Consider the following 17,128-nt stretch of genomic DNA (forward strand, 5'->3'; position numbering starts at 1 on the left):
GCATGGGCTCGGCTCTACAGTAGATCCACGCCATGCGTGGATGTTTATGCGCTGGCGGGCTCTTCCACCTTCGGGCCATCCCACAGCGCGTGGCCAGCCTTCTTGCGCAGCCGCTCCAGTCGCGCGGCATGCGCTTCCAGTTCCGACGGCGTGGCCACCACGCGCGGGCGCGGCAGCAGCTTGCTGGTGTCGAAGGCCTGCAGCGCCGCACCGGCACCACCGCCATCGTCATCGCCCAGGCCGAAGCCGATTTCCTCCTGGCCCGAGGTCAGCGCGATGTAGACGTCGCCCAGGATCTGCGCATCGAGCAGGCCGCCGTGCAGTGCACGGTGCGAGTTGTCCACGCCCAGCCGCTTGCACAGCGCATCCAGCGAATTGCGCTGGCCCGGGAAGCGCTCGCGCGCCATCACCAGGGTATCGATCACGGTGCAGCGGTCGGTGATCTTCCCGTACTGCGGCCCCAGCAGCGACAGCTCGTTGTCGAGGAAGCCGAGGTCGAACGCGGCGTTATGGATGATCAGTTCGGCGCCATCGATGAAGGCCAGGAACTCGTCGGCGATCTGCGCGAAGTCCGGCTTGTCATCGAGGAACTCCAGGGTCAGGCCGGTGACTTCCTGCGCGCCCTGTTCGAACTCACAGTCCGGCTTGATGTACTGGTGGTAGTTGTTGCCGGTCGGGCGGCGCTTGAACAGCTCCACGCAGCCGATTTCGACAATGCGGTTGCCCTTCTTCCACTCCAGGCCGGTAGTTTCGGTATCGAGGATGATCTGACGCATGGGCTCAGTTTACCGGGCTGGCGTCGCGGATCTGGATCGCCGCGTTGCGGGCCAGGGTATCCACCCGCTCATTGTCGGGGTCGCCGGAGTGCCCCTTCACCCACCGCCAGTCGATCTGATGCCGCAGCGTGGCCGCCTGCAGGCGCTCCCACAGCTCGCGGTTTTTCACCGGATCGCCACCGGCGGTCTTCCAGTTCTTGCGGATCCAGCCCGGCATCCACTGGGTCAGGCCCTGCCTCACGTACTGCGAATCGGTATAGAGCACGATGCTGCACGGCTCGGTCAGCGACTCCAGCCCGGAAATGGCCGCCATCAGCTCCATCCGGTTGTTGGTGGTGTGCGCCTCGCCACCGCTCAGCTCACGCTCGTGGCCCTTGTAGCGCAGCAGCGCAGCCCAGCCGCCGGGGCCGGGATTGCCAAGGCAGGAACCGTCGGTGTGGATTTCGATGGTTTTCAATACAACTCCAGAATCAGGTAGCTACGGTGCCGTGCCAGCGCACCGGCAGCGGTTTCGGCCCGGGCAGGGCCAGCGTGCGTTTTTCCGCATGGAACAGGCAGGCCGCACGCAGCGGTGCCCAACCTCCGGGACGACGGCTGCCCGCACCGCGCCAGAGCGGGCCCAGGTAACGCATATCGTCGCACTCCAGCCCATGACGGCCGAGCAGCAGGCGGATCCGCTGCGGCGTGCGCACCACCAGCCCATGCTGGCGCCAGCGCGTGCGGTACGGGCTGAACGGATTGAGGCTGCTCAGCCACAGGTGGCCGCCCGGCATCAGCACGCGCTCGCACTCGTCGAGCAGCCGATCAGCATCGGCCGCGGTGACATGCTGCAGCACGATCGCACTGACGCTTTCATTGGCCAGCGGCAACGGCAGCGCGCAGCGGGTGTCGCCGGCATAGCCCGGCCCCTGTCGATACAGGCGCAGGCCGCGCCCACCCAGCTGCGCATCCTCCAGCCAGGCCGCACTCGGCGCGATCCACAGCCAGGGCTGCGCCGGCAGCACCGACAGCTGCGGCAGCAGCAACTGTCGCTCCAGCACGCGCAAGGCCTCCGCCGGTTCACTGTCGAACCACGGGGTCTGGCTCGCTTGACGGGTACTCTGCAGCGCGGGCATGGTCCAATTCTATGCGACTGACTGCCCTGCCCGCATTTGCGGATAACTACATCTGGACGCTGATCGACGACGAGGGTGCTGCCGTGGTCGTCGACCCCGGTGATGCCGCGCCCGTGCTCGCGCTGGCCGATCAGGGCATGCGCGTGGACACGATCCTGCTCACCCATCACCACGACGATCACATCGGTGGCGTGCCGGCATTGCAGGCGCGATTCCCCGGCGTGCGGGTCGTCGCGCCGGCCGAGGAGCGCATTCCCACGGCGACCGAGCGGGTCGGTGAAGGTGAACGCGTTCAGGCATTGGGCCGGACGTTCCACGTACTATCCGTGCCCGGGCATACCCGCAGCCACATCGCGTTTCACACTGCTGAACATCTTTTCAGCGGAGATTCGTTGTTCAGCCTGGGCTGTGGACGCCTGTTCGAAGGTACGCCGTCCCAGCTGCTGGCGTCGATGCGCAAGCTGGGTGCCCTGCCCGCGCAACTGCTGCTTTGTTGCGCTCATGAGTACACCGTGTCAAATGCCGTCTTCGCGCGGCATGTCGACCCCGCCAACGCTGCCTTGTGGCAGCGCCAAGAGGAGGCTTTGGCCATGCGCCGCGATGACCGTTCCACCCTGCCGGTAACCCTGGCCAACGAATTCGACTGCAATCCCTTCCTGCGTGTGCACGCTGCACCGATCCGTGCGTCGGTATCGGCACACCTGGGCCGTGACGTCGTGGACGACGTCGACGTGATGGCCGGTCTCCGGCACTGGAAAGACGGCTTCCGCGCATGATGCGCCGAAGTCTGCCGCTGGCCCTGGGCCTTGCCCTGGGGCTGGCCGGAACCGCGGGCGCACAGTCGCTGGGTGCCGGCATCAGCCAGAACCTGACCGCTGCCGCGGCCCTGCCGCTGGACGCTTCAGCGCTGCCCGCCGCTTCGGTGCGCAACGGCCAGGAGATCTTCACCAGCTTCCGCGACGGCCTGGCCGAGCCCAGCTGCGATGCCGAGGCCACCAGCCCGCGCTGGCAGAAGCAGTTCGCCCACGCCCCCTCGCGCCTGGCCAACCAGGATGACGATGCGCTGGTGCTGTTCGGCTATGTGGTCGAAGAGCTGCGCAAGGCCAACCTGCCCACCGAATTCGCGCTGATTCCGTTCGTGGAAAGCGGCTATCGGCCCAATGCCCGCAACGGCAGCGGCCCGACCGGCCTGTGGCAGTTCATCGCCACCACCGCACGCAACCACCGCGTGCCGATGGCCAACGGCTATGACGGCCGCCTGTCGGCGGTGGATTCCACCCAGGCCGCGGTGCGCTACCTGAAGACCCTGCACGGCATGTTCGGCGGCGACTGGCGCCTGGCCACCATGGCCTACAACGCCGGCGAGTACCGGGTACTGCAGTCCATGCGCAAGGCTGGCATGAACGCGCAGAACGCCAAGCCGGCAGCCCTGCCGGGCCTGTCGCCGGTCACCCATGCCTATGTCGAGAAGCTGCATGCCCTGGCCTGCGTGCTGGAAGACGTGGAAGACCAGCCGGGCGTGATGGCCTCGCTGGACCGCACCGTGCCGGTGCTGAAGGACCACACCCTGCCGGCCGGCACCAGCGTCCAGCAGTGGGCCGCACAGCGCGCGCTGGACCCTGCCAGGATCGCCCGCCTTAACCCGGCCCTGGCCGCCGGCAACCGCGCCTCTGGAACCACCCGGGTGCTGGCCCCGGTCTCGGCTGCCAATGCGACTGTGACGGAAACCGCGACCACACTGGTGGCCAGCACCGCACCGGTTGCCACGACCACGCCGACGCCGCAGGTGGCCAAGACCGTCGCCGCGATCGCCGACCGCCCGCGCAGCCGCCGCCACACCGTGCGTGATGGCGAGTCGGCATGGACCATCGCCCGTCGCTACGGCATGCCGGTGAAGGCACTGCTGTCACTGAACGGCCTGAGCGGCAGCAGCGTGCTGAAGCCGGGCGCGGTACTGCGCGTCGAGGATTGAAGCAGGCGCGGTTCCGGCCGCGCCCTGCCCTGCTTCCTGTAGAGCCGAGCCCATGCTCGGCTTTTTCATGTTCGCGCCCTGCCGGGGTTCATGACAGGCCGAGCATGGGCTCGGCTCTACAGTTCAATTTCCAGCATCGCTCCCAATAAAAAAGGCCCGGCATTGCCGGGCCTTTCTCGTCCTGCCCGCCGCGAGGCTTACAGGTTCTCTTCGGTGGTCTGGATCACGAACTTCTTGCGCATCGCCTCGACGTAGGCCTTGGCTGCGGCCATGCCATCGATCTGGCTGAGCTGGTCCTTGAGCTGCTTCTGCTGCTCGGCAGTCACTTCCTTGATGTCGCCCGGGTTGACCTTGTTCACCGCGAACAGCAGCGCGTGGCCGTTGACATCCACCTTGCCATAGCTCGGCTTGCCCTCGGCCGGCACCGGCGCGCTGAAGATCGCGCGGTTGATTTCCGGAGTCGGCACCGGCTGGCTGCGCGGCAGGCCTGGCATCGGGCTCAGCTGCAGCTTCTCGCTGGCAGCCAGCGACTGCAGGGTGGCACCGGCCTTCAGCTTGGCCAGCACGGCGTCGGCGGCCTTGTCGCTGGCCTGACGCTGGCGGTCGGCGCGGATCGCGGCGATCACCTGTTCGCGCGCCTTGTCCAGCGGCATGGCCTGTTCCGGAGTGTGCGCGGCCACGCGGATGACCACACTGTGGTTGGTCGCGCCGCCCAGGGCGATCGGGTCGCTGGCGGTCCCGTCCTGCACCAGCACGTCGGAGAACGCGGCACGCAGCACGGCCGGGTCAGCGGCGATGCCACTGGCAGTGGCACGGGTGATCGGGCCCAGGGTCTGCAGCGGCAGGTTCACTTCCTTGGCCGCAGCAGCCAGATCGCTCGGGCTCTTGTTGATGGCGTCGACCAGCTTGCCGGCCAGTTCGTTGAAGCCGCGCTCGCCGTCGGCCTTCAACTGCTCGGCAGCCAGCGTGTCACGCACTTCCTCGAAGGACTTGCCTTCGCCACCGCGCACCGCGGCGACCTTGATGATGTGGTAGCCGAAGTCGGTCTTGACCGGACCGATCACGTCACCCGCCTTGGCAGCGAACAGTGCATCTTCGAACGGCTTGACCATCGCACCGCGCTCGACCCAACCCAGGTCACCGCCCTGGTCCTTTGAACCCGGGTCTTCCGAATTGGCCTTGGCCAGTGCAGCGAAGTCGGCACCGGCCGCCTTGGCTTCGGCAGCGATCTTGTTCGCCTTGGCTTCGGCGCCGTCACCGGTGATCAGGATATGGGCAGCCTGGCGCTGTTCCGGCGAGGTGAACTTCGCCTTCTCGTCTTCATAGCGCTTGCGAAGGGTCGCTTCGTCAGCCGCGGTCGGTGCCGGCAGGTTCGCGCCGTTGATCTCGACGTATTCCAGCGACACGCTTTCGGCCTGGCGGAAATCCTTGCCGTGGCTGTCATACCACTGCTTGATCTGTTCGTCGGTGACCGGCGCGGTATCGGCCGGCACTTCCGGCAGCGCGGCCAGCTCGACGTCGCGGGTTTCACCCAGCAGCTTCAGCAGGCGCTCGGTCTCGGCCTGGGTGACGAAGCCCGAATTCTGCAGGCCCGACGGAATCACCGACTGCTGCAGGCTCTCGCGCACCAGCTCCTGGAACTGCGTGGGCGTACGCGGCGGATTGCCACCGGCCAGGGCCAGGCGATAGTTGTTCTCGTTGAACTTGCCGTTCGAATCGAGGAAGGCCGGGATGGTGGCGATGTACTCGCGCACCGCACCGTCGCCCACCACGACACCGGCCTGCTCGCCCACCAGGCGCACGACCTGCTCGTCGATCAGCTGATCGAGCACGGCCATCTTGTTTTCAGTGCTTTCGAACGCGCGCGGGTCGAAGTTCTCACCCTGCTGCTGGCGCTCGCGCATGCGCTCCTGCTCGAAGCGGGTGCGGAAATCCTGCGCACTGATCTCGTGGTGCTGCCACAGCATGCGCACCGGCCACCACGACGGCGCCGAACGCCACCAGGTCGGCGGCGCGGAAACCTTGGCCACGTTCTGTGCGCCAACGCCACCGAGGTAGCTGTTGTCGATCACGAACAGGAACGGAATCATCAGCAGCCCCAGGATCACGGTGACGATCCAGCCTGAGGTCTTGTCGCGGAGTTTCTGCAGCATGGTGAGAATCACAAGGCCTGATTGGCGAGCCCGGCAGTGTAACCCGCTTCGCCGCAGGGACCAAAAGCAGCGCCGGCGCGGCCTGCGCCGATCTTCGTGGACCTGCACCATCAGCACATCGGCAGGCCTGCGGCACGGCCCAAAGAAAAAGCCCCCGGCTTGCGCCGAGGGCTTTTAAAGTTGGCGGAGCGGACGGGACTCGAACCCGCGACCTCCGGCGTGACAGGCCAGCATTCTAACCAGCTGAACTACCGCTCCGCGCTGAAACTTTGCAGGCGCCCAGTATATCCGAAGACTCCCTGGAAACCCAGCCCGATGAACACTTTTTTCAAAGTTTTTTCACAGGGACTTAAGAATTCTGCAATGGCGGAGCGGACGGGACTCGAACCCGCGACCTCCGGCGTGACAGGCCAGCATTCTAACCAGCTGAACTACCGCTCCGTTCTTGCAAAAACCTTTTCGCCTTCTTCCCGAACCTGTCGGTGAGAAGACAAGGCCCCCGGCTTCAGGCCGGGGGCCTCGATGTAGTGGCGGAGCGGACGGGACTCGAACCCGCGACCTCCGGCGTGACAGGCCAGCATTCTAACCAGCTGAACTACCGCTCCGCATTGTTGCTTTTTTGTTTTCCCACTGGCCTGGACCGGGGAGAAAACAAAGCCTCCAGCTTTTGGCCGGAGGCCTCGTTGAATGGCGGAGCGGACGGGACTCGAACCCGCGACCTCCGGCGTGACAGGCCAGCATTCTAACCAGCTGAACTACCGCTCCACACTCAAACTTTTACCGCGGTGCTGTGGTGGGTGCTGAGGGTTTCGAACCCCCGACCCTCTCCGTGTAAAGGAGACGCTCTACCGCTGAGCTAAGCACCCCAGCGAGCCGCTTAGTTTACAGCATCCTTCAGGGCCTTACCAGCCTTGAACGACGGATTCTTCGAAGCAGCGATCTTGATGGTGTCGCCGGTCTTCGGGTTGCGGCCGGTGCGTGCAGCACGGTCGCGGACCTGGAAGGTACCGAAGCCAACCAGGGTGACCGCATCGCCGTCCTTCAGCGCCTTGGTGACGGCAGCAACGACGGCATCGACAGCGCGGCTGGACTCGGCCTTGGTCAGGTCGGCAGCTTCAGCAACGGCATCGATCAATTCGGTCTTGTTCATTCTCTACAACTCCTTTGGCGGTGGGTTCCGCTTATTCGACAGGGAAGCAACCGCATGCCTTCTGCATGCGGCCGCCATGTGGAAACGGTTCGCCGATTCAGTCATCGCTGACAGCGATCACTCATTCGCGAGTGCTGCTTTTATACCAGTGGCCCTACCCCCACGCAAGCTGGAAAGCCAGCAACGACGCGGGTTTCGGGCCATTGGACAGCGCGCGTCAATGCTTGACGCGCGCGCTTCCACTCGGTTTGGCCTTGCTGCGCACCGTGACACGTTGCGCACTCTTGCGCGCCTTCTTCGGTGCCAGCGGACGCTCCAGCGCCAGGTCCAGGACTTCTTCGATGTACTTCACCGGCACGATCTCCAGATCGCGGGTGACGTTGGCCGGAATGTCGGCCAGGTCCTTGCGGTTCTCTTCCGGGATGATGACGGTGCGGATGCCGCCACGCAGTGCGGCCAGCAGCTTCTCCTTCAACCCACCGATGGCAGTGACGCGACCCCGCAGGGTGATCTCGCCGGTCATCGCCACGTCGGCACGCACCGGCACCTTGGTCAGCATCGACACCAGCGAGGTGACCATCGCCGCGCCGGCGCTCGGGCCGTCCTTCGGCGTGGCGCCATCGGGCACGTGCAGGTGCACGTCGTGCTTCTGCAGGAAGTCGCTGTCGATGCCGAAGCCGACCGCGCGCGAACGCACCACCGACAACGCCGCCGACGCCGATTCCTTCATCACGTTGCCAAGCTGGCCGGTCAGGATCAGCTGGCCCTTGCCCGGCACGAGCGTCGATTCGATCTGCAGCAGATCGCCACCGACTTCGGTCCAGGCCAGGCCGGTGACCAGGCCGATCTCGTTTTCTTCCTCGGCACGGCCGAAGTCGAAGCGACGTACGCCCAGGTACTTGTCCAGGTTCTTGCTGGACACGCTCACCAGCGCCTTGGACTTCTTCGTGCCCTTCTTCGCCTTCACCGCCGGCTGCGGGCCGGCCAGTGCTATCTCCTTCACTACCTTGCGGCAGATCTTGGCGATCTCGCGTTCCAGGTTGCGCACGCCCGATTCGCGCGTGTAGTAGCGCACGATGTCCTGGATGGCATCACTGCCGATCTCCAGCTCTTCCGGCTGCAGGCCGTTGGCCTTGATCTGCTTGGGCACCAGGTAGCGGGTGGCGATGTTGAGCTTCTCATCCTCGGTGTAGCCGGGGATGCGGATCACTTCCATGCGGTCCAGCAACGGGCCCGGAATATTGAGCGAGTTCGAGGTGGCCACGAACATCACTTCGGACAGGTCCAGGTCCACTTCCAGATAGTGGTCGTTGAACGCGTTGTTCTGCTCCGGGTCGAGCACTTCCAGCAGCGCCGAAGACGGATCGCCACGGAAGTCCATCGACATCTTGTCGATCTCGTCGAGCACGAACAGCGGGTTCTTGCTGCCGACCTTGTTGAGGTTCTGCACGATGCGGCCCGGCATCGAACCGACGTAGGTACGACGGTGGCCACGGATCTCGGCCTCGTCACGCACGCCGCCCAGCGACATGCGCACGAACTTGCGGTTGGTGGCCTTGGCGATGGACTGGCCCAGCGAGGTCTTGCCCACGCCCGGCGGCCCGACCAGGCACAGGATCGGGCCCTTCATCTGCTTCACGCGCGACTGCACCGCCAGGTACTCAAGGATGCGCTCCTTGACCTTCTCCAGGCCGTAGTGATCGGCATCGAGGGTATCCTGCGCCACCTTCAGGTCCTTGCGCACCTTGCTGCGCTTCTTCCACGGCACGCCCAGCAGCCACTCCAGGTAGTTGCGCACGACCGCGGCTTCGGCCGACATCGGCGACATCTGCTTGAGCTTGTTCAGTTCGTTGCGTGCCTTGGCTTCAACGGCCTTCGGCATGCCGGCTTCGGCGATCTTGCGGGCCAGCTCTTCCAGCTCGCCCGGCGCGTCATCCAGGTCACCCAGTTCCTTCTGGATGGCCTTCATCTGTTCGTTGAGGTAGTACTCGCGCTGGCTCTTCTCCATCTGCGACTTCACGCGGCCGCGGATGCGCTTTTCCATCTGCTGCACGTCGATCTCGCCATCGACCAGGCCGACCAGCATCTCCAGGCGATCGCCGACGGCCAGCGTTTCCAGCAGGCGCTGCTTGTCGGCCAGGCGCACGCTGATGTGCGCGGCGATGGTGTCGGCCAGGCGCGCCGGCTCATCGATGCCCGACAGCGTCTGCAGCAGTTCCGGCGGCAGCTTGCGGTTGGTCTTGACGTACTGCTCGAACAGCGACATCAGCGAGCGGGCAATCGCCTCGACCTCGCGCGCTTCGCGCTCGTCGGTGGCGTCGATTTCCACCGCCTGCCCATGCAGCGAGCCGTTGCGCTCGTCGACGTGGGTGACCTGCACGCGCGACAGGCCTTCGACCAGCACCTTGATGGTGCCGTCGGGCAGCTTCAGCAGTTGCAGCACCTGCGCCAGCGTACCGACCTGGTAGAGATCGGCCGCATGCGGGTCATCGGTCTCGGCCGACTTCTGCGCCAGCAGCAGGATGCGCTTGTCCGCCTCCATTGCCTGTTCGAGCGCGTGCATGGACTTGTCACGGCCGACGAACAGCGGGATGACCATGTGCGGGAACACCACTACGTCGCGCAGCGGCAGGACCGGCAGGTCGAGGGTTTCACTTGGGGAACGGGCCATGGGGGCTCCAGGGAAGGGGAAAACCGCCTCCGGGAGGGCATCTTCCGGAGACAAAAAAAGCCGATGGCCCCGTTATGGGGCCATCGGCTTTCAGATGCAAGGCATTCCTTGAAAATCCTTTCCAATCAACAACCTGGAAGGATCACTCAGCGCCTGCGGCCTTCTGTTCAGGGGCCGCCGGGGTCTGGTAGATCAGGTACGGCTCGGACTTGTGCTCGATCACCGATTCGTCCACCACCACCTTGCTGACGTTTTCCTGCGACGGCAGGTCGTACATGGTGTCCAGCAGGACCGATTCGACGATGGTGCGCAGGCCACGGGCGCCGGTCTTGCGCTTGAGCGCCTTGCGGGCGATGGCCGACAACGCGTCCGGACGGAACTCCAGTTCGACGTTCTCCATCTCGAACAGCTTCTTGAACTGCTTGGTGATGGCGTTCTTCGGCTCGGTCAGGATCCTGATCAGGGCCGGCTCGTCCAGCTCCTCCAGGGTCGCCACCACCGGCAGGCGGCCGACGAACTCGGGGATCAGGCCGAACTTGATCAGGTCTTCCGGCTCGACTTCGGCCAGCACCTTGCCCACTTCCTGCTTGCGCTCGCTGCTCTTCACCTTGGCGCCGAAGCCGATGCTGCCGACGTCGGTGGAACGGGCCTGGATCACCTTGTCCAGCCCGGCGAACGCGCCGCCGCAGATGAACAGGATGTTCTTGGTGTCCACCTGCAGGAATTCCTGCTGCGGATGCTTGCGGCCGCCCTGCGGCGGAACGCTGGCCACGGTACCTTCGATCAGCTTCAGCAGGGCCTGCTGCACGCCTTCGCCGGACACATCGCGGGTGATCGACGGGTTCTCGCTCTTGCGCGAGATCTTGTCGATTTCATCGATGTAGACGATGCCCTGCTGCGCCTTCTCGACGTCGTAGTCGCACTTCTGCAGCAGCTTCTGGATGATGTTCTCCACGTCCTCGCCCACGTAACCGGCTTCGGTCAGCGTGGTGGCGTCGGCCATGGTGAACGGCACGTTGAGCAGGCGGGCCAGGGTCTCGGCCAGCAGCGTCTTGCCCGAACCGGTCGGGCCGACCAGCAGGATGTTCGACTTCGCCAGTTCGACGTCGTCGTTCTTCTGCCGGCTCTCGATGCGCTTGTAGTGGTTGTACACGGCCACGGCCAGGGTGCGCTTGGCGCGGTTCTGGCCGATCACGTACTGGTCGAGCACCTCGAGGATCTCGCGCGGCTTCGGCAGCGAACTGCGCGCCGACTGCGCCTTTTCCTCAAGTTCCTCGCGGATGATGTCGTTGCACAGCTCCACGCATTCATCACAGATGAACACGCTCGGACCCGCAATCAGCTTGCGCACTTCATGCTGGCTCTTGCCGCAGAAAGAGCAGTAGAGGATCTTGCCGGTGTCCGTGGAACGACCTTGGCGGTCTTCGCTCATGCTTCGCTTACCCAGTTACCCCACCCGCTGAACGGGGGTTCGATTCGAGAATAGCACAGGGCCGAGGGGACACCAGTCCCGCCCGACCCTGCAGGAACGGGGCCTCCATGGCCCCGTGAAGGCCGGTCAGCCGGCCTGGATCGACTCATCCGGACGACGCTCCAGGACCTGGTCGACCAGACCGTAGGCCTGCGCCTCGAAGGCGCTCTTGAAGTTGTCGCGCTCGGTGTCACGCGCGATCGTCTCCAGCGACTGGCCGGTGTGCTTGGCCAGCACCTCGTTCAGGCGCGAACGCAGGGTCAGGATCTCACGTGCGTGGATGTCGATGTCGGTGGCCTGGCCCTGGTAGCCGCCCAACGGCTGGTGGATCATCACACGCGAGTTCGGCAGCGCATAGCGCTTGCCGGCTTCGCCTGCGGCCAGCAGCAGGGCGCCCATCGAGGCAGCCTGGCCGATGCAGGTGGTGCTCACATTCGGCTTGATGTACTGCATGGTGTCGTAGATCGCCATGCCGGCGGTGACCACGCCACCCGGCGAGTTGATGTAGATGTTGATGTCCTTTTCCGGGTTCTCCGATTCCAGGAACAGCAACTGCGCCACCACCACGTTGGCCATGTGATCGTCGATCGGGCCCACGAGGAAGATCAGGCGCTCCTTCAACAGGCGCGAATAGATGTCGTAGGCACGCTCGCCGCGGCTGGTCTGCTCGACCACCATCGGAACCAGGTTCAGGGCTTTGGTTCGGTTGTCCATTACGTGAGGTACCTATCTTGGGGGGCAACAACCCCGCGCCGGCAAAGGCGCGGGGCATCCGGTGATCCGCCCGGGCTTACTGGCGGATCGCGTCCTGGAACGACAGCTTCTCTTCGGTGTGCTGGGCACGCTCGGCGATCCAGTCGATCACCTGCTCTTCCATCACACGGTTCTGCAGGCCAGACATCAGCTGGGGGTCATTGCGGTACATCTCAATGACCTGCTCCGGCTCTTCGTAGGTCGAAGCGATCAGACGCATCGTTTCGTTCAGGCGCTTGGCTTCCAGGCGCAGGTCGTTGATGCGGGCCACTTCACCGACCAGCAGGCCGACCAGCACGCGCTTGGCGGCCGCTTCCTTGAAGCCTTCGTGGGCATCGGCCGGGATCTCGCCAACGTTCTGGCCGTTGCGGCGGATCTGCTCGACCTGCTGGGCCAGCATGGCGCGGGCTTCGTTCTCGACCAGGCGCGGCGGCATTTCCACCGAGGAATAGGCGGCGATCAGCTGCTCGCCGACCTCGCGGCGCAGGCGGTTCATCAGGGCACCCTTCAGCTCGCGCTCCAGGTTGGCGCGGATGTCGCTGCGGAACTGCTCCACGTCGCCGCCCTTCACGCCGAAGCTCTTGATGAAGGCTTCGTCGACCGCCGGCACGACCGGCTCGGAGACTTCGGCAACCTTGACGGTGACCTGCACGGTCTTGCCGGCCAGCACCGGCACGCGCCAGTCAGCCGGGAACTCGACGTCCAGGGTCTTCTCTTCACCCTTGGCCAGGCCGACCAGGCCCTTTTCGATGGTCTCGAACATCATGCCCTGGCCGAGCACGATCGAACCCTTCTCGGTGCCTTCGGCCGGCAGGCGCTCTTCGCCGGCCTGCGACCAGGTTTCCACCGCGACCAGGTCACCGTCCTGCGCGCCACGGCTGACCGGGGCCCAGGTACGACGCTGGTTCTGCAGGTTCTCGATCATCTGGTCGATGTCGGCGTCGGTGATCTCGGCGGTATGGCGCACGACGGTCAGCTTGCTGACGTCGATGTCGCCGAAGTCCGGCACCACTTCCACGGTGGCCACAAAGGAGAACTCACCCTCGTCGCCCTTGTCGATGCGCGGGCTGCCGACGATGCGCAGGTCGTGCTCGCGCACGGCCGCGTCGAAGGTTTCGCGCAGCAGGCCGTCCAGCGCCTCACCACGGACCTGCGCGCCGAAGCGCTGCTCGATCACCTTGGCCGGCACCTTGCCCGGACGGAAACCCTTGATGCGGGTGGTACGGGCGATTTCGCCCAGGCGGCCGACGATGTGGCTCTGCAGACGCTCTTCCGGCAGCGAGAAGCTCAGGCGGCGTTCCAGGTTGCCGGTGGATTCGATCGAAGCTTGCATGTTGACTCCTGCCACCGGTGGCCCACGCCCCCGGCTCGATGATTGGGATGAAACGGTTGTAAGGACACGACGTCTGGGACGCGCCTGCTTGCCGCAGCCCTTTAGTTTCGCCCAATTCGGCCTGCACTGCCAGCGCGTGCCGGTCAAGTGGGCGTCGATGGCCCGATCAGGGCGGGGACAGGCCGGCACTGGTGCGAAAGGGGGGACTCGAACCCCCACGCCTTGCGGCACTGGAACCTAAATCCAGGGCGTCTACCAATTCCGCCACTTTCGCGTGGCCGGCTCAGGCATTCATTGTCGCAGGCGACGGCGGGAATCGGAAGGCCTGCACAAAACTGAACATGATAGCCCTGTGCTCATTGCCCGCGCCAAAGGCCGCCCCGAAGGTCGTGCGACCGTTCGGGACGGCGGCGACTCAGTGCTTCGCCTCGGCAGGGGACGCAGGTGCGTCAGCGCCCTGCCCGGCCGCCACATCCACCTTGCGGATGTCCACGCCACCCTTGTCGGTGCGACGCAGCCCCATCGCCTCCGGCGCAGCCTCACCCTCCACCGGCTGCGCCGGCTGCATCTGCATGGTGTCACCGACCGGGCGCGCCGGAACCGCCCCTGTACCTGCATCGCGCTCCACGGTCTGCGCCGGATCACGTTCCGGCGCGCAGGCCACCAACACCAGCAACGCAAATGAAACCCACAGCCCCCGGCGCAGTCGTTTCATATCGGCCATCAGGATCTTCCTTCGTACATGCATGCGCTCTCGGCGCGGAAGATCCATTGGGTGCGATGAAGGGCGCAGCGCGGTGAGAAGCAGCGCACAGCATTGAAAACACTGATGACGCGTATGCCCCTGATTTCAGCATCGCTTCAGTAGATCCACGCCATGCGCGGATGAAACGCCACCCGGCGAACAGGCAAGAAAAAAGCCACTTGGCGAACCAAGGGGAAGCTGCTGCGCATTCGCGCCGCAGCCCCACTTCACCAGCCCCCACATCCCCGCGGCTTCGCCGCGCCCCCTTGACTCAAGGGGGCTCCACTCCAGCCAGCACCGCTGGTATCTGCAGACGCCACCCAGCGAACAGGCAAGAAAAAAGCCACTTGGCGAACCAAGTGGCTTTCGTCTGGTGGGCTGTCAAGGATTCGAACCTTGGACCTATTGATTAAGAGTCAACTGCTCTACCAACTGAGCTAACAGCCCGAAATCGGGGCGCGAATTATGACCCGATCCGCTCGGTGGGTGCAAGCACTTTTTTCAACATGGTTGAAACCAGCACTGCGGTCCCGCTGCTGCTGCAGATCCGCGCCGAGCGGGTTCTGCAACGCGTGCCCCATCGAAACGATGGGAGTCACACCTATAAGAAAAAAGCCACCTGGGGTACCAGGTGGCTTCTGTCTTGGTGGGCCGTCAAGGATTCGAACCTTGGACCTATTGATTAAGAGTCAACTGCTCTACCAACTGAGCTAACGGCCCGTGAAACTCAGACGCACATTGTAGCGTGCTTTCTGTTTATTGCAATACCGTTTCGGCTGCGCCGATGCGGTTGAATCAGTGGGGTGGCTGAGGGGATTCGAACCCCCGACCACCGGAATCACAATCCGGTACTCTAACCAACTGAGCTACAGCCACCACTGAAACTTTCGCTCCACCGCCGATGAGGCTGACGTTGGAACTTGATGCTTTGCTACGGGCGGAACCAGAAGTCCGTCCCCCGAAGCGAGTCCGGCATTTTCCGGGAGTCGCGAAGGAATTGCAAGCACTTCTTCACATTGATGTGCAGGGGCCGGAACAGGAGATCAGAGCTGCTCCGCCGAGATCACACGCACGGCGTCCCCATGCTCGTCCAGGAATGACAGCGTGGCCTCCCCCTTCGGCGTGACCTGCAACTGCTGGCGCGGCTGGCCCGCTCCGTCGAGCAGCTGAAACATCGCATTGTGCGACTGCGTCCTGCCAGGAAACACACGACGGGTAATGGCTTGCACACCTGCGCGTGCAAGCGCTCATCTTCGGCCGAGAACATCGGCCGCCGCTGTCCATCGGCAACATCGTTTCGATCACGTCGATCGACGCACTGCGTTGGTCCGTCGCCCCCGTCAGCAGGCCAGTCAACGCCAGCGAGGTGACACCGCCGCAGTACAGGGCAAGCCGCCGTTGGCAACTGCGCAGACGATGCACTTCGGCCAGCACCTGCTCTACCTCTCCCGCGCCTTTCCAAACTGCATCTCATGCCGAGCGCCAGAAGGTGCGTGCCGCCTGCGCCGAAGGTCAGGCGCAGGCAAACAGCTCGCCATGGTCGGACGCACTCCCGACGACGTGAACGATTGGTGAACGAATCGTGAATGAATCTCAAACGGGAATGGGGGAGATCCATTCATACAACGTTAGCTGCAGGACATGGAACACGAGGCGCACGTTTGCAACCATGCCGGTTCCTGCAATGAAGGTGAGATCAATAGATGAGCAAGCGGCTAATCGGATTCGTCACGCTGGCAGCGGTGCTGGCAGTGGCAGCCGTTGCAATGTACGGCTACCGGCAGCAGCCAGCTGCCGATGCCACGGCAGAGGAATCCGGGAACAGTGGCAGCCTTGATGAAAGGCCCGACCAGGGAAGGCAGCTTCCGGCGTCAGGTACGGCGGCCGCGCAGAGGCTGGAGCGGGACAACAAGATCCCGCCGGGCTCGTACAAGGCAGTGGGCCCCAAAGCCTACGAGATCGTAAGAGGCAATGAGTTCCGGCCTCCCGGTGACGCGCTCGCCCACGTCAAGCAACTGATGCTGCGCTCCGAATCCGGAGATGCCACGGCAACCTACGAAATCTATCGAACCATCGAGCAGTGCCAGACCTTCATCTCGGATCGCGCTGACAAGCTGGCGGATTCAGCCACCACGGTCGGGTCCGGCAACTGGTTCCTGGAGCGATCGGAACGAATCCTCAAAGAGTGCGAGTCGTTGGCTCTGGATCAGGACATCTATCACGCCGATTGGCTTTCGAAGGCCGCCGCCATGGGCTCGCAGGAAGCGATGCGCGCTTACTCGCGATCGCCGGAGAAAGTCATCGGTTCGCTTGATGACGCAATCCGTGATCCCGCGGCGCTCGAGGCGTGGAAGGACACCGCCACCGGATATCTGCGCGAACTGGAATCACAAGGGAACGTCAATGTCATCAGCGACATGGCGATGGCCTACACGTATGGCGGCATCGTTCCTGCGGATCCCGTTGCCGCCCTGGCGTATACCCGCGTCCTCAACCGGCTGGACCCACGTTTTGCCACCACCACTGACATTGCCAACCATGAGAAAAACCTGAGCAGCCAAGAGAAAGAGAAAGCCCGCATTTCATCGAACGAAATCTTCAAGAACTGTTGCATCCCACGATAAGGACCTATTGTGAAAGCTAGACTGATTGGGATTATCCCTTCGCTTGGTAGAAACTCCATTCCCGCCATTGCAGGCGTGCTGCTGTTCATGGCAGCCGGGAGCCTTCAAGCGAAAAAGCTTCCTGGCGTCATCAACTGCACCGCCGGATGCACGCTGACAACCCCGTATCCCGATCCGGTGACCAACCAGCAGCTTTCCCAAGAGGTCCAGAAGCTCAATGACGGCCGGACCACTGTCTGGACAGCCCAGACGCGAGTCCAGACCGGCGATGTCCTGACCGTCTGCAACGGTATTTCCTGCGTCAACTACACGTGGCGAGGTGCAGGCTTCGACTCCGGCGAAGTGATTTCGACCGTCCTCCCGCC

At 64.1% G+C, this 17,128-nt stretch carries 15 protein-coding genes and 9 tRNA genes; 4 read left to right on the forward strand and 20 right to left on the reverse strand.

Features of this window, described 5'->3' with window-relative positions:
* Window positions 1-44: 44 nt before the first annotated feature.
* Genes dnaQ through ARC63_RS07290 form a run of 3 tightly spaced genes read right to left on the reverse strand, consistent with a single transcriptional unit; the run spans window position 45 to window position 1,891 of the window.
* Entirely contained in the window at window positions 45-776 is a 732-nt protein-coding gene (gene dnaQ / locus ARC63_RS07280) for a DNA polymerase III subunit epsilon (protein ID WP_010483873.1), read from the reverse strand.
* Window positions 777-780: 4 nt separating this feature from the next.
* Window positions 781-1,233, reverse strand: coding sequence for a ribonuclease HI (gene rnhA / locus ARC63_RS07285; protein ID WP_010483875.1), 453 nt, complete (start codon window positions 1,231-1,233; stop codon window positions 781-783).
* A gap of 13 nt (window positions 1,234-1,246) precedes the next feature.
* Entirely contained in the window at window positions 1,247-1,891 is a 645-nt protein-coding gene (locus ARC63_RS07290) for a methyltransferase domain-containing protein (RefSeq protein WP_057502916.1), read from the reverse strand.
* An 11-nt stretch (window positions 1,892-1,902) separates the two neighbouring features.
* Between ARC63_RS07290 and gloB the strand changes: the two genes are divergently transcribed.
* Window positions 1,903-2,667 (forward strand): hydroxyacylglutathione hydrolase, encoded by a 765-nt coding sequence (gene gloB, locus ARC63_RS07295; RefSeq protein ID WP_019336552.1) that lies wholly within the window; start codon window positions 1,903-1,905, stop codon window positions 2,665-2,667.
* Window positions 2,664-3,863 (forward strand): lytic transglycosylase domain-containing protein, encoded by a 1,200-nt coding sequence (locus ARC63_RS07300; protein WP_010483881.1) that lies wholly within the window; start codon window positions 2,664-2,666, stop codon window positions 3,861-3,863. Before gloB ends, ARC63_RS07300 begins: the two co-directional genes overlap by 4 nt.
* Window positions 3,864-4,060: 197 nt before the next feature.
* Here ARC63_RS07300 and ARC63_RS07305 read toward each other — a convergent pair whose 3' ends face one another.
* The 17 genes from ARC63_RS07305 to ARC63_RS23780 all read right to left on the reverse strand — a co-directional run bounded on the left by ARC63_RS07305 (window position 4,061) and on the right by ARC63_RS23780 (window position 15,314).
* Window positions 4,061-6,016 carry a peptidyl-prolyl cis-trans isomerase gene (locus ARC63_RS07305; RefSeq protein ID WP_019336553.1) on the reverse strand — a complete coding sequence of 652 codons (1,956 nt, stop codon included), beginning with the start codon at window positions 6,014-6,016 and terminating at the stop codon, window positions 4,061-4,063.
* Between the two features lie 181 nt (window positions 6,017-6,197).
* A tRNA-Asp gene (locus ARC63_RS07310) sits at window positions 6,198-6,274 on the reverse strand.
* A 106-nt stretch (window positions 6,275-6,380) separates the two neighbouring features.
* Window positions 6,381-6,457: transfer RNA gene (locus ARC63_RS07315), tRNA-Asp, on the reverse strand.
* Between the two features lie 87 nt (window positions 6,458-6,544).
* A tRNA-Asp gene (locus ARC63_RS07320) sits at window positions 6,545-6,621 on the reverse strand.
* An 83-nt stretch (window positions 6,622-6,704) separates the two neighbouring features.
* Window positions 6,705-6,781 (reverse strand) — tRNA-Asp (locus ARC63_RS07325).
* A 26-nt stretch (window positions 6,782-6,807) separates the two neighbouring features.
* Window positions 6,808-6,882: transfer RNA gene (locus ARC63_RS07330), tRNA-Val, on the reverse strand.
* An 11-nt stretch (window positions 6,883-6,893) separates the two neighbouring features.
* Window positions 6,894-7,166 carry an HU family DNA-binding protein gene (locus ARC63_RS07335; protein WP_004146343.1) on the reverse strand — a complete coding sequence of 91 codons (273 nt, stop codon included), beginning with the start codon at window positions 7,164-7,166 and terminating at the stop codon, window positions 6,894-6,896.
* A gap of 217 nt (window positions 7,167-7,383) precedes the next feature.
* The gene (gene lon / locus ARC63_RS07340) at window positions 7,384-9,837 is read right to left on the reverse strand and encodes an endopeptidase La (RefSeq protein ID WP_053442573.1); all 2,454 of its coding nucleotides are present in this window, start codon (window positions 9,835-9,837) and stop codon (window positions 7,384-7,386) included.
* 142 nt (window positions 9,838-9,979) lie between these two features.
* The gene (clpX, locus tag ARC63_RS07345) at window positions 9,980-11,269 is read right to left on the reverse strand and encodes an ATP-dependent Clp protease ATP-binding subunit ClpX (RefSeq protein WP_032129320.1); all 1,290 of its coding nucleotides are present in this window, start codon (window positions 11,267-11,269) and stop codon (window positions 9,980-9,982) included.
* 126 nt (window positions 11,270-11,395) lie between these two features.
* Entirely contained in the window at window positions 11,396-12,022 is a 627-nt protein-coding gene (gene clpP, locus ARC63_RS07350) for an ATP-dependent Clp endopeptidase proteolytic subunit ClpP (protein ID WP_004146318.1), read from the reverse strand.
* A 76-nt stretch (window positions 12,023-12,098) separates the two neighbouring features.
* The gene (gene tig / locus ARC63_RS07355; RefSeq protein ID WP_010483893.1) at window positions 12,099-13,394 is read right to left on the reverse strand and encodes a trigger factor; all 1,296 of its coding nucleotides are present in this window, start codon (window positions 13,392-13,394) and stop codon (window positions 12,099-12,101) included.
* Window positions 13,395-13,583: 189 nt separating this feature from the next.
* Window positions 13,584-13,668 (reverse strand) — tRNA-Leu (locus ARC63_RS07360).
* Between the two features lie 141 nt (window positions 13,669-13,809).
* Window positions 13,810-14,118: a hypothetical protein gene (locus ARC63_RS07365; RefSeq protein WP_057502917.1), complete on the reverse strand. Its 309-nt coding sequence runs from the start codon at window positions 14,116-14,118 to the stop codon at window positions 13,810-13,812.
* A gap of 392 nt (window positions 14,119-14,510) precedes the next feature.
* Window positions 14,511-14,586, reverse strand: a tRNA-Lys gene (locus tag ARC63_RS07370).
* A gap of 197 nt (window positions 14,587-14,783) precedes the next feature.
* Window positions 14,784-14,859, reverse strand: a tRNA-Lys gene (locus tag ARC63_RS07375).
* A 79-nt stretch (window positions 14,860-14,938) separates the two neighbouring features.
* Window positions 14,939-15,015: transfer RNA gene (locus ARC63_RS07380), tRNA-His, on the reverse strand.
* 167 nt (window positions 15,016-15,182) lie between these two features.
* A complete protein-coding gene (locus tag ARC63_RS23780; RefSeq protein ID WP_019336556.1) occupies window positions 15,183-15,314 on the reverse strand; it encodes a hypothetical protein in 132 nt (43 codons plus the stop codon).
* Window positions 15,315-15,842: 528 nt separating this feature from the next.
* Between ARC63_RS23780 and ARC63_RS07385 the strand changes: the two genes are divergently transcribed.
* Both ARC63_RS07385 and ARC63_RS22720 read left to right on the forward strand, forming a co-directional pair.
* The gene (locus ARC63_RS07385; RefSeq protein ID WP_057502918.1) at window positions 15,843-16,763 is read left to right on the forward strand and encodes a hypothetical protein; all 921 of its coding nucleotides are present in this window, start codon (window positions 15,843-15,845) and stop codon (window positions 16,761-16,763) included.
* A 9-nt stretch (window positions 16,764-16,772) separates the two neighbouring features.
* A partial coding sequence (locus tag ARC63_RS22720; protein WP_231298601.1) for a hypothetical protein occupies window positions 16,773-17,128 on the forward strand: 356 nt, incomplete at its 3' end.

The sequence above is a fragment of the Stenotrophomonas geniculata ATCC 19374 = JCM 13324 genome, from assembly GCF_001431625.1.
In the GTDB taxonomy this organism is placed as follows: Bacteria; Pseudomonadota; Gammaproteobacteria; order Xanthomonadales; family Xanthomonadaceae; genus Stenotrophomonas; species Stenotrophomonas geniculata.

What these genes read in the sequence shown, in the direction of transcription:
- ARC63_RS07365 (WP_057502917.1), bottom strand. Translation starts at nt 14,118, where the DNA reads ATGGCCGATATGAAACGACTGCGCCGGGGGCTGTGGGTTTCATTTGCG.
- lon (WP_053442573.1), bottom strand. Translation starts at nt 9,837, where the DNA reads ATGGCCCGTTCCCCAAGTGAAACCCTCGACCTGCCGGTCCTGCCGCTG.
- ARC63_RS23780 (WP_019336556.1), bottom strand. Translation starts at nt 15,314, where the DNA reads ATGTTTCAGCTGCTCGACGGAGCGGGCCAGCCGCGCCAGCAGTTGCAG.
- dnaQ (WP_010483873.1), bottom strand. Translation starts at nt 776, where the DNA reads ATGCGTCAGATCATCCTCGATACCGAAACTACCGGCCTGGAGTGGAAG.
- ARC63_RS07300 (WP_010483881.1), top strand. Translation starts at nt 2,664, where the DNA reads ATGATGCGCCGAAGTCTGCCGCTGGCCCTGGGCCTTGCCCTGGGGCTG.
- ARC63_RS07385 (WP_057502918.1), top strand. Translation starts at nt 15,843, where the DNA reads ATGAGCAAGCGGCTAATCGGATTCGTCACGCTGGCAGCGGTGCTGGCA.
- ARC63_RS07335 (WP_004146343.1), bottom strand. Translation starts at nt 7,166, where the DNA reads ATGAACAAGACCGAATTGATCGATGCCGTTGCTGAAGCTGCCGACCTG.
- tig (WP_010483893.1), bottom strand. Translation starts at nt 13,394, where the DNA reads ATGCAAGCTTCGATCGAATCCACCGGCAACCTGGAACGCCGCCTGAGC.
- ARC63_RS07305 (WP_019336553.1), bottom strand. Translation starts at nt 6,016, where the DNA reads ATGCTGCAGAAACTCCGCGACAAGACCTCAGGCTGGATCGTCACCGTG.
- clpP (WP_004146318.1), bottom strand. Translation starts at nt 12,022, where the DNA reads ATGGACAACCGAACCAAAGCCCTGAACCTGGTTCCGATGGTGGTCGAG.
- ARC63_RS07290 (WP_057502916.1), bottom strand. Translation starts at nt 1,891, where the DNA reads ATGCCCGCGCTGCAGAGTACCCGTCAAGCGAGCCAGACCCCGTGGTTC.
- clpX (WP_032129320.1), bottom strand. Translation starts at nt 11,269, where the DNA reads ATGAGCGAAGACCGCCAAGGTCGTTCCACGGACACCGGCAAGATCCTC.
- gloB (WP_019336552.1), top strand. Translation starts at nt 1,903, where the DNA reads ATGCGACTGACTGCCCTGCCCGCATTTGCGGATAACTACATCTGGACG.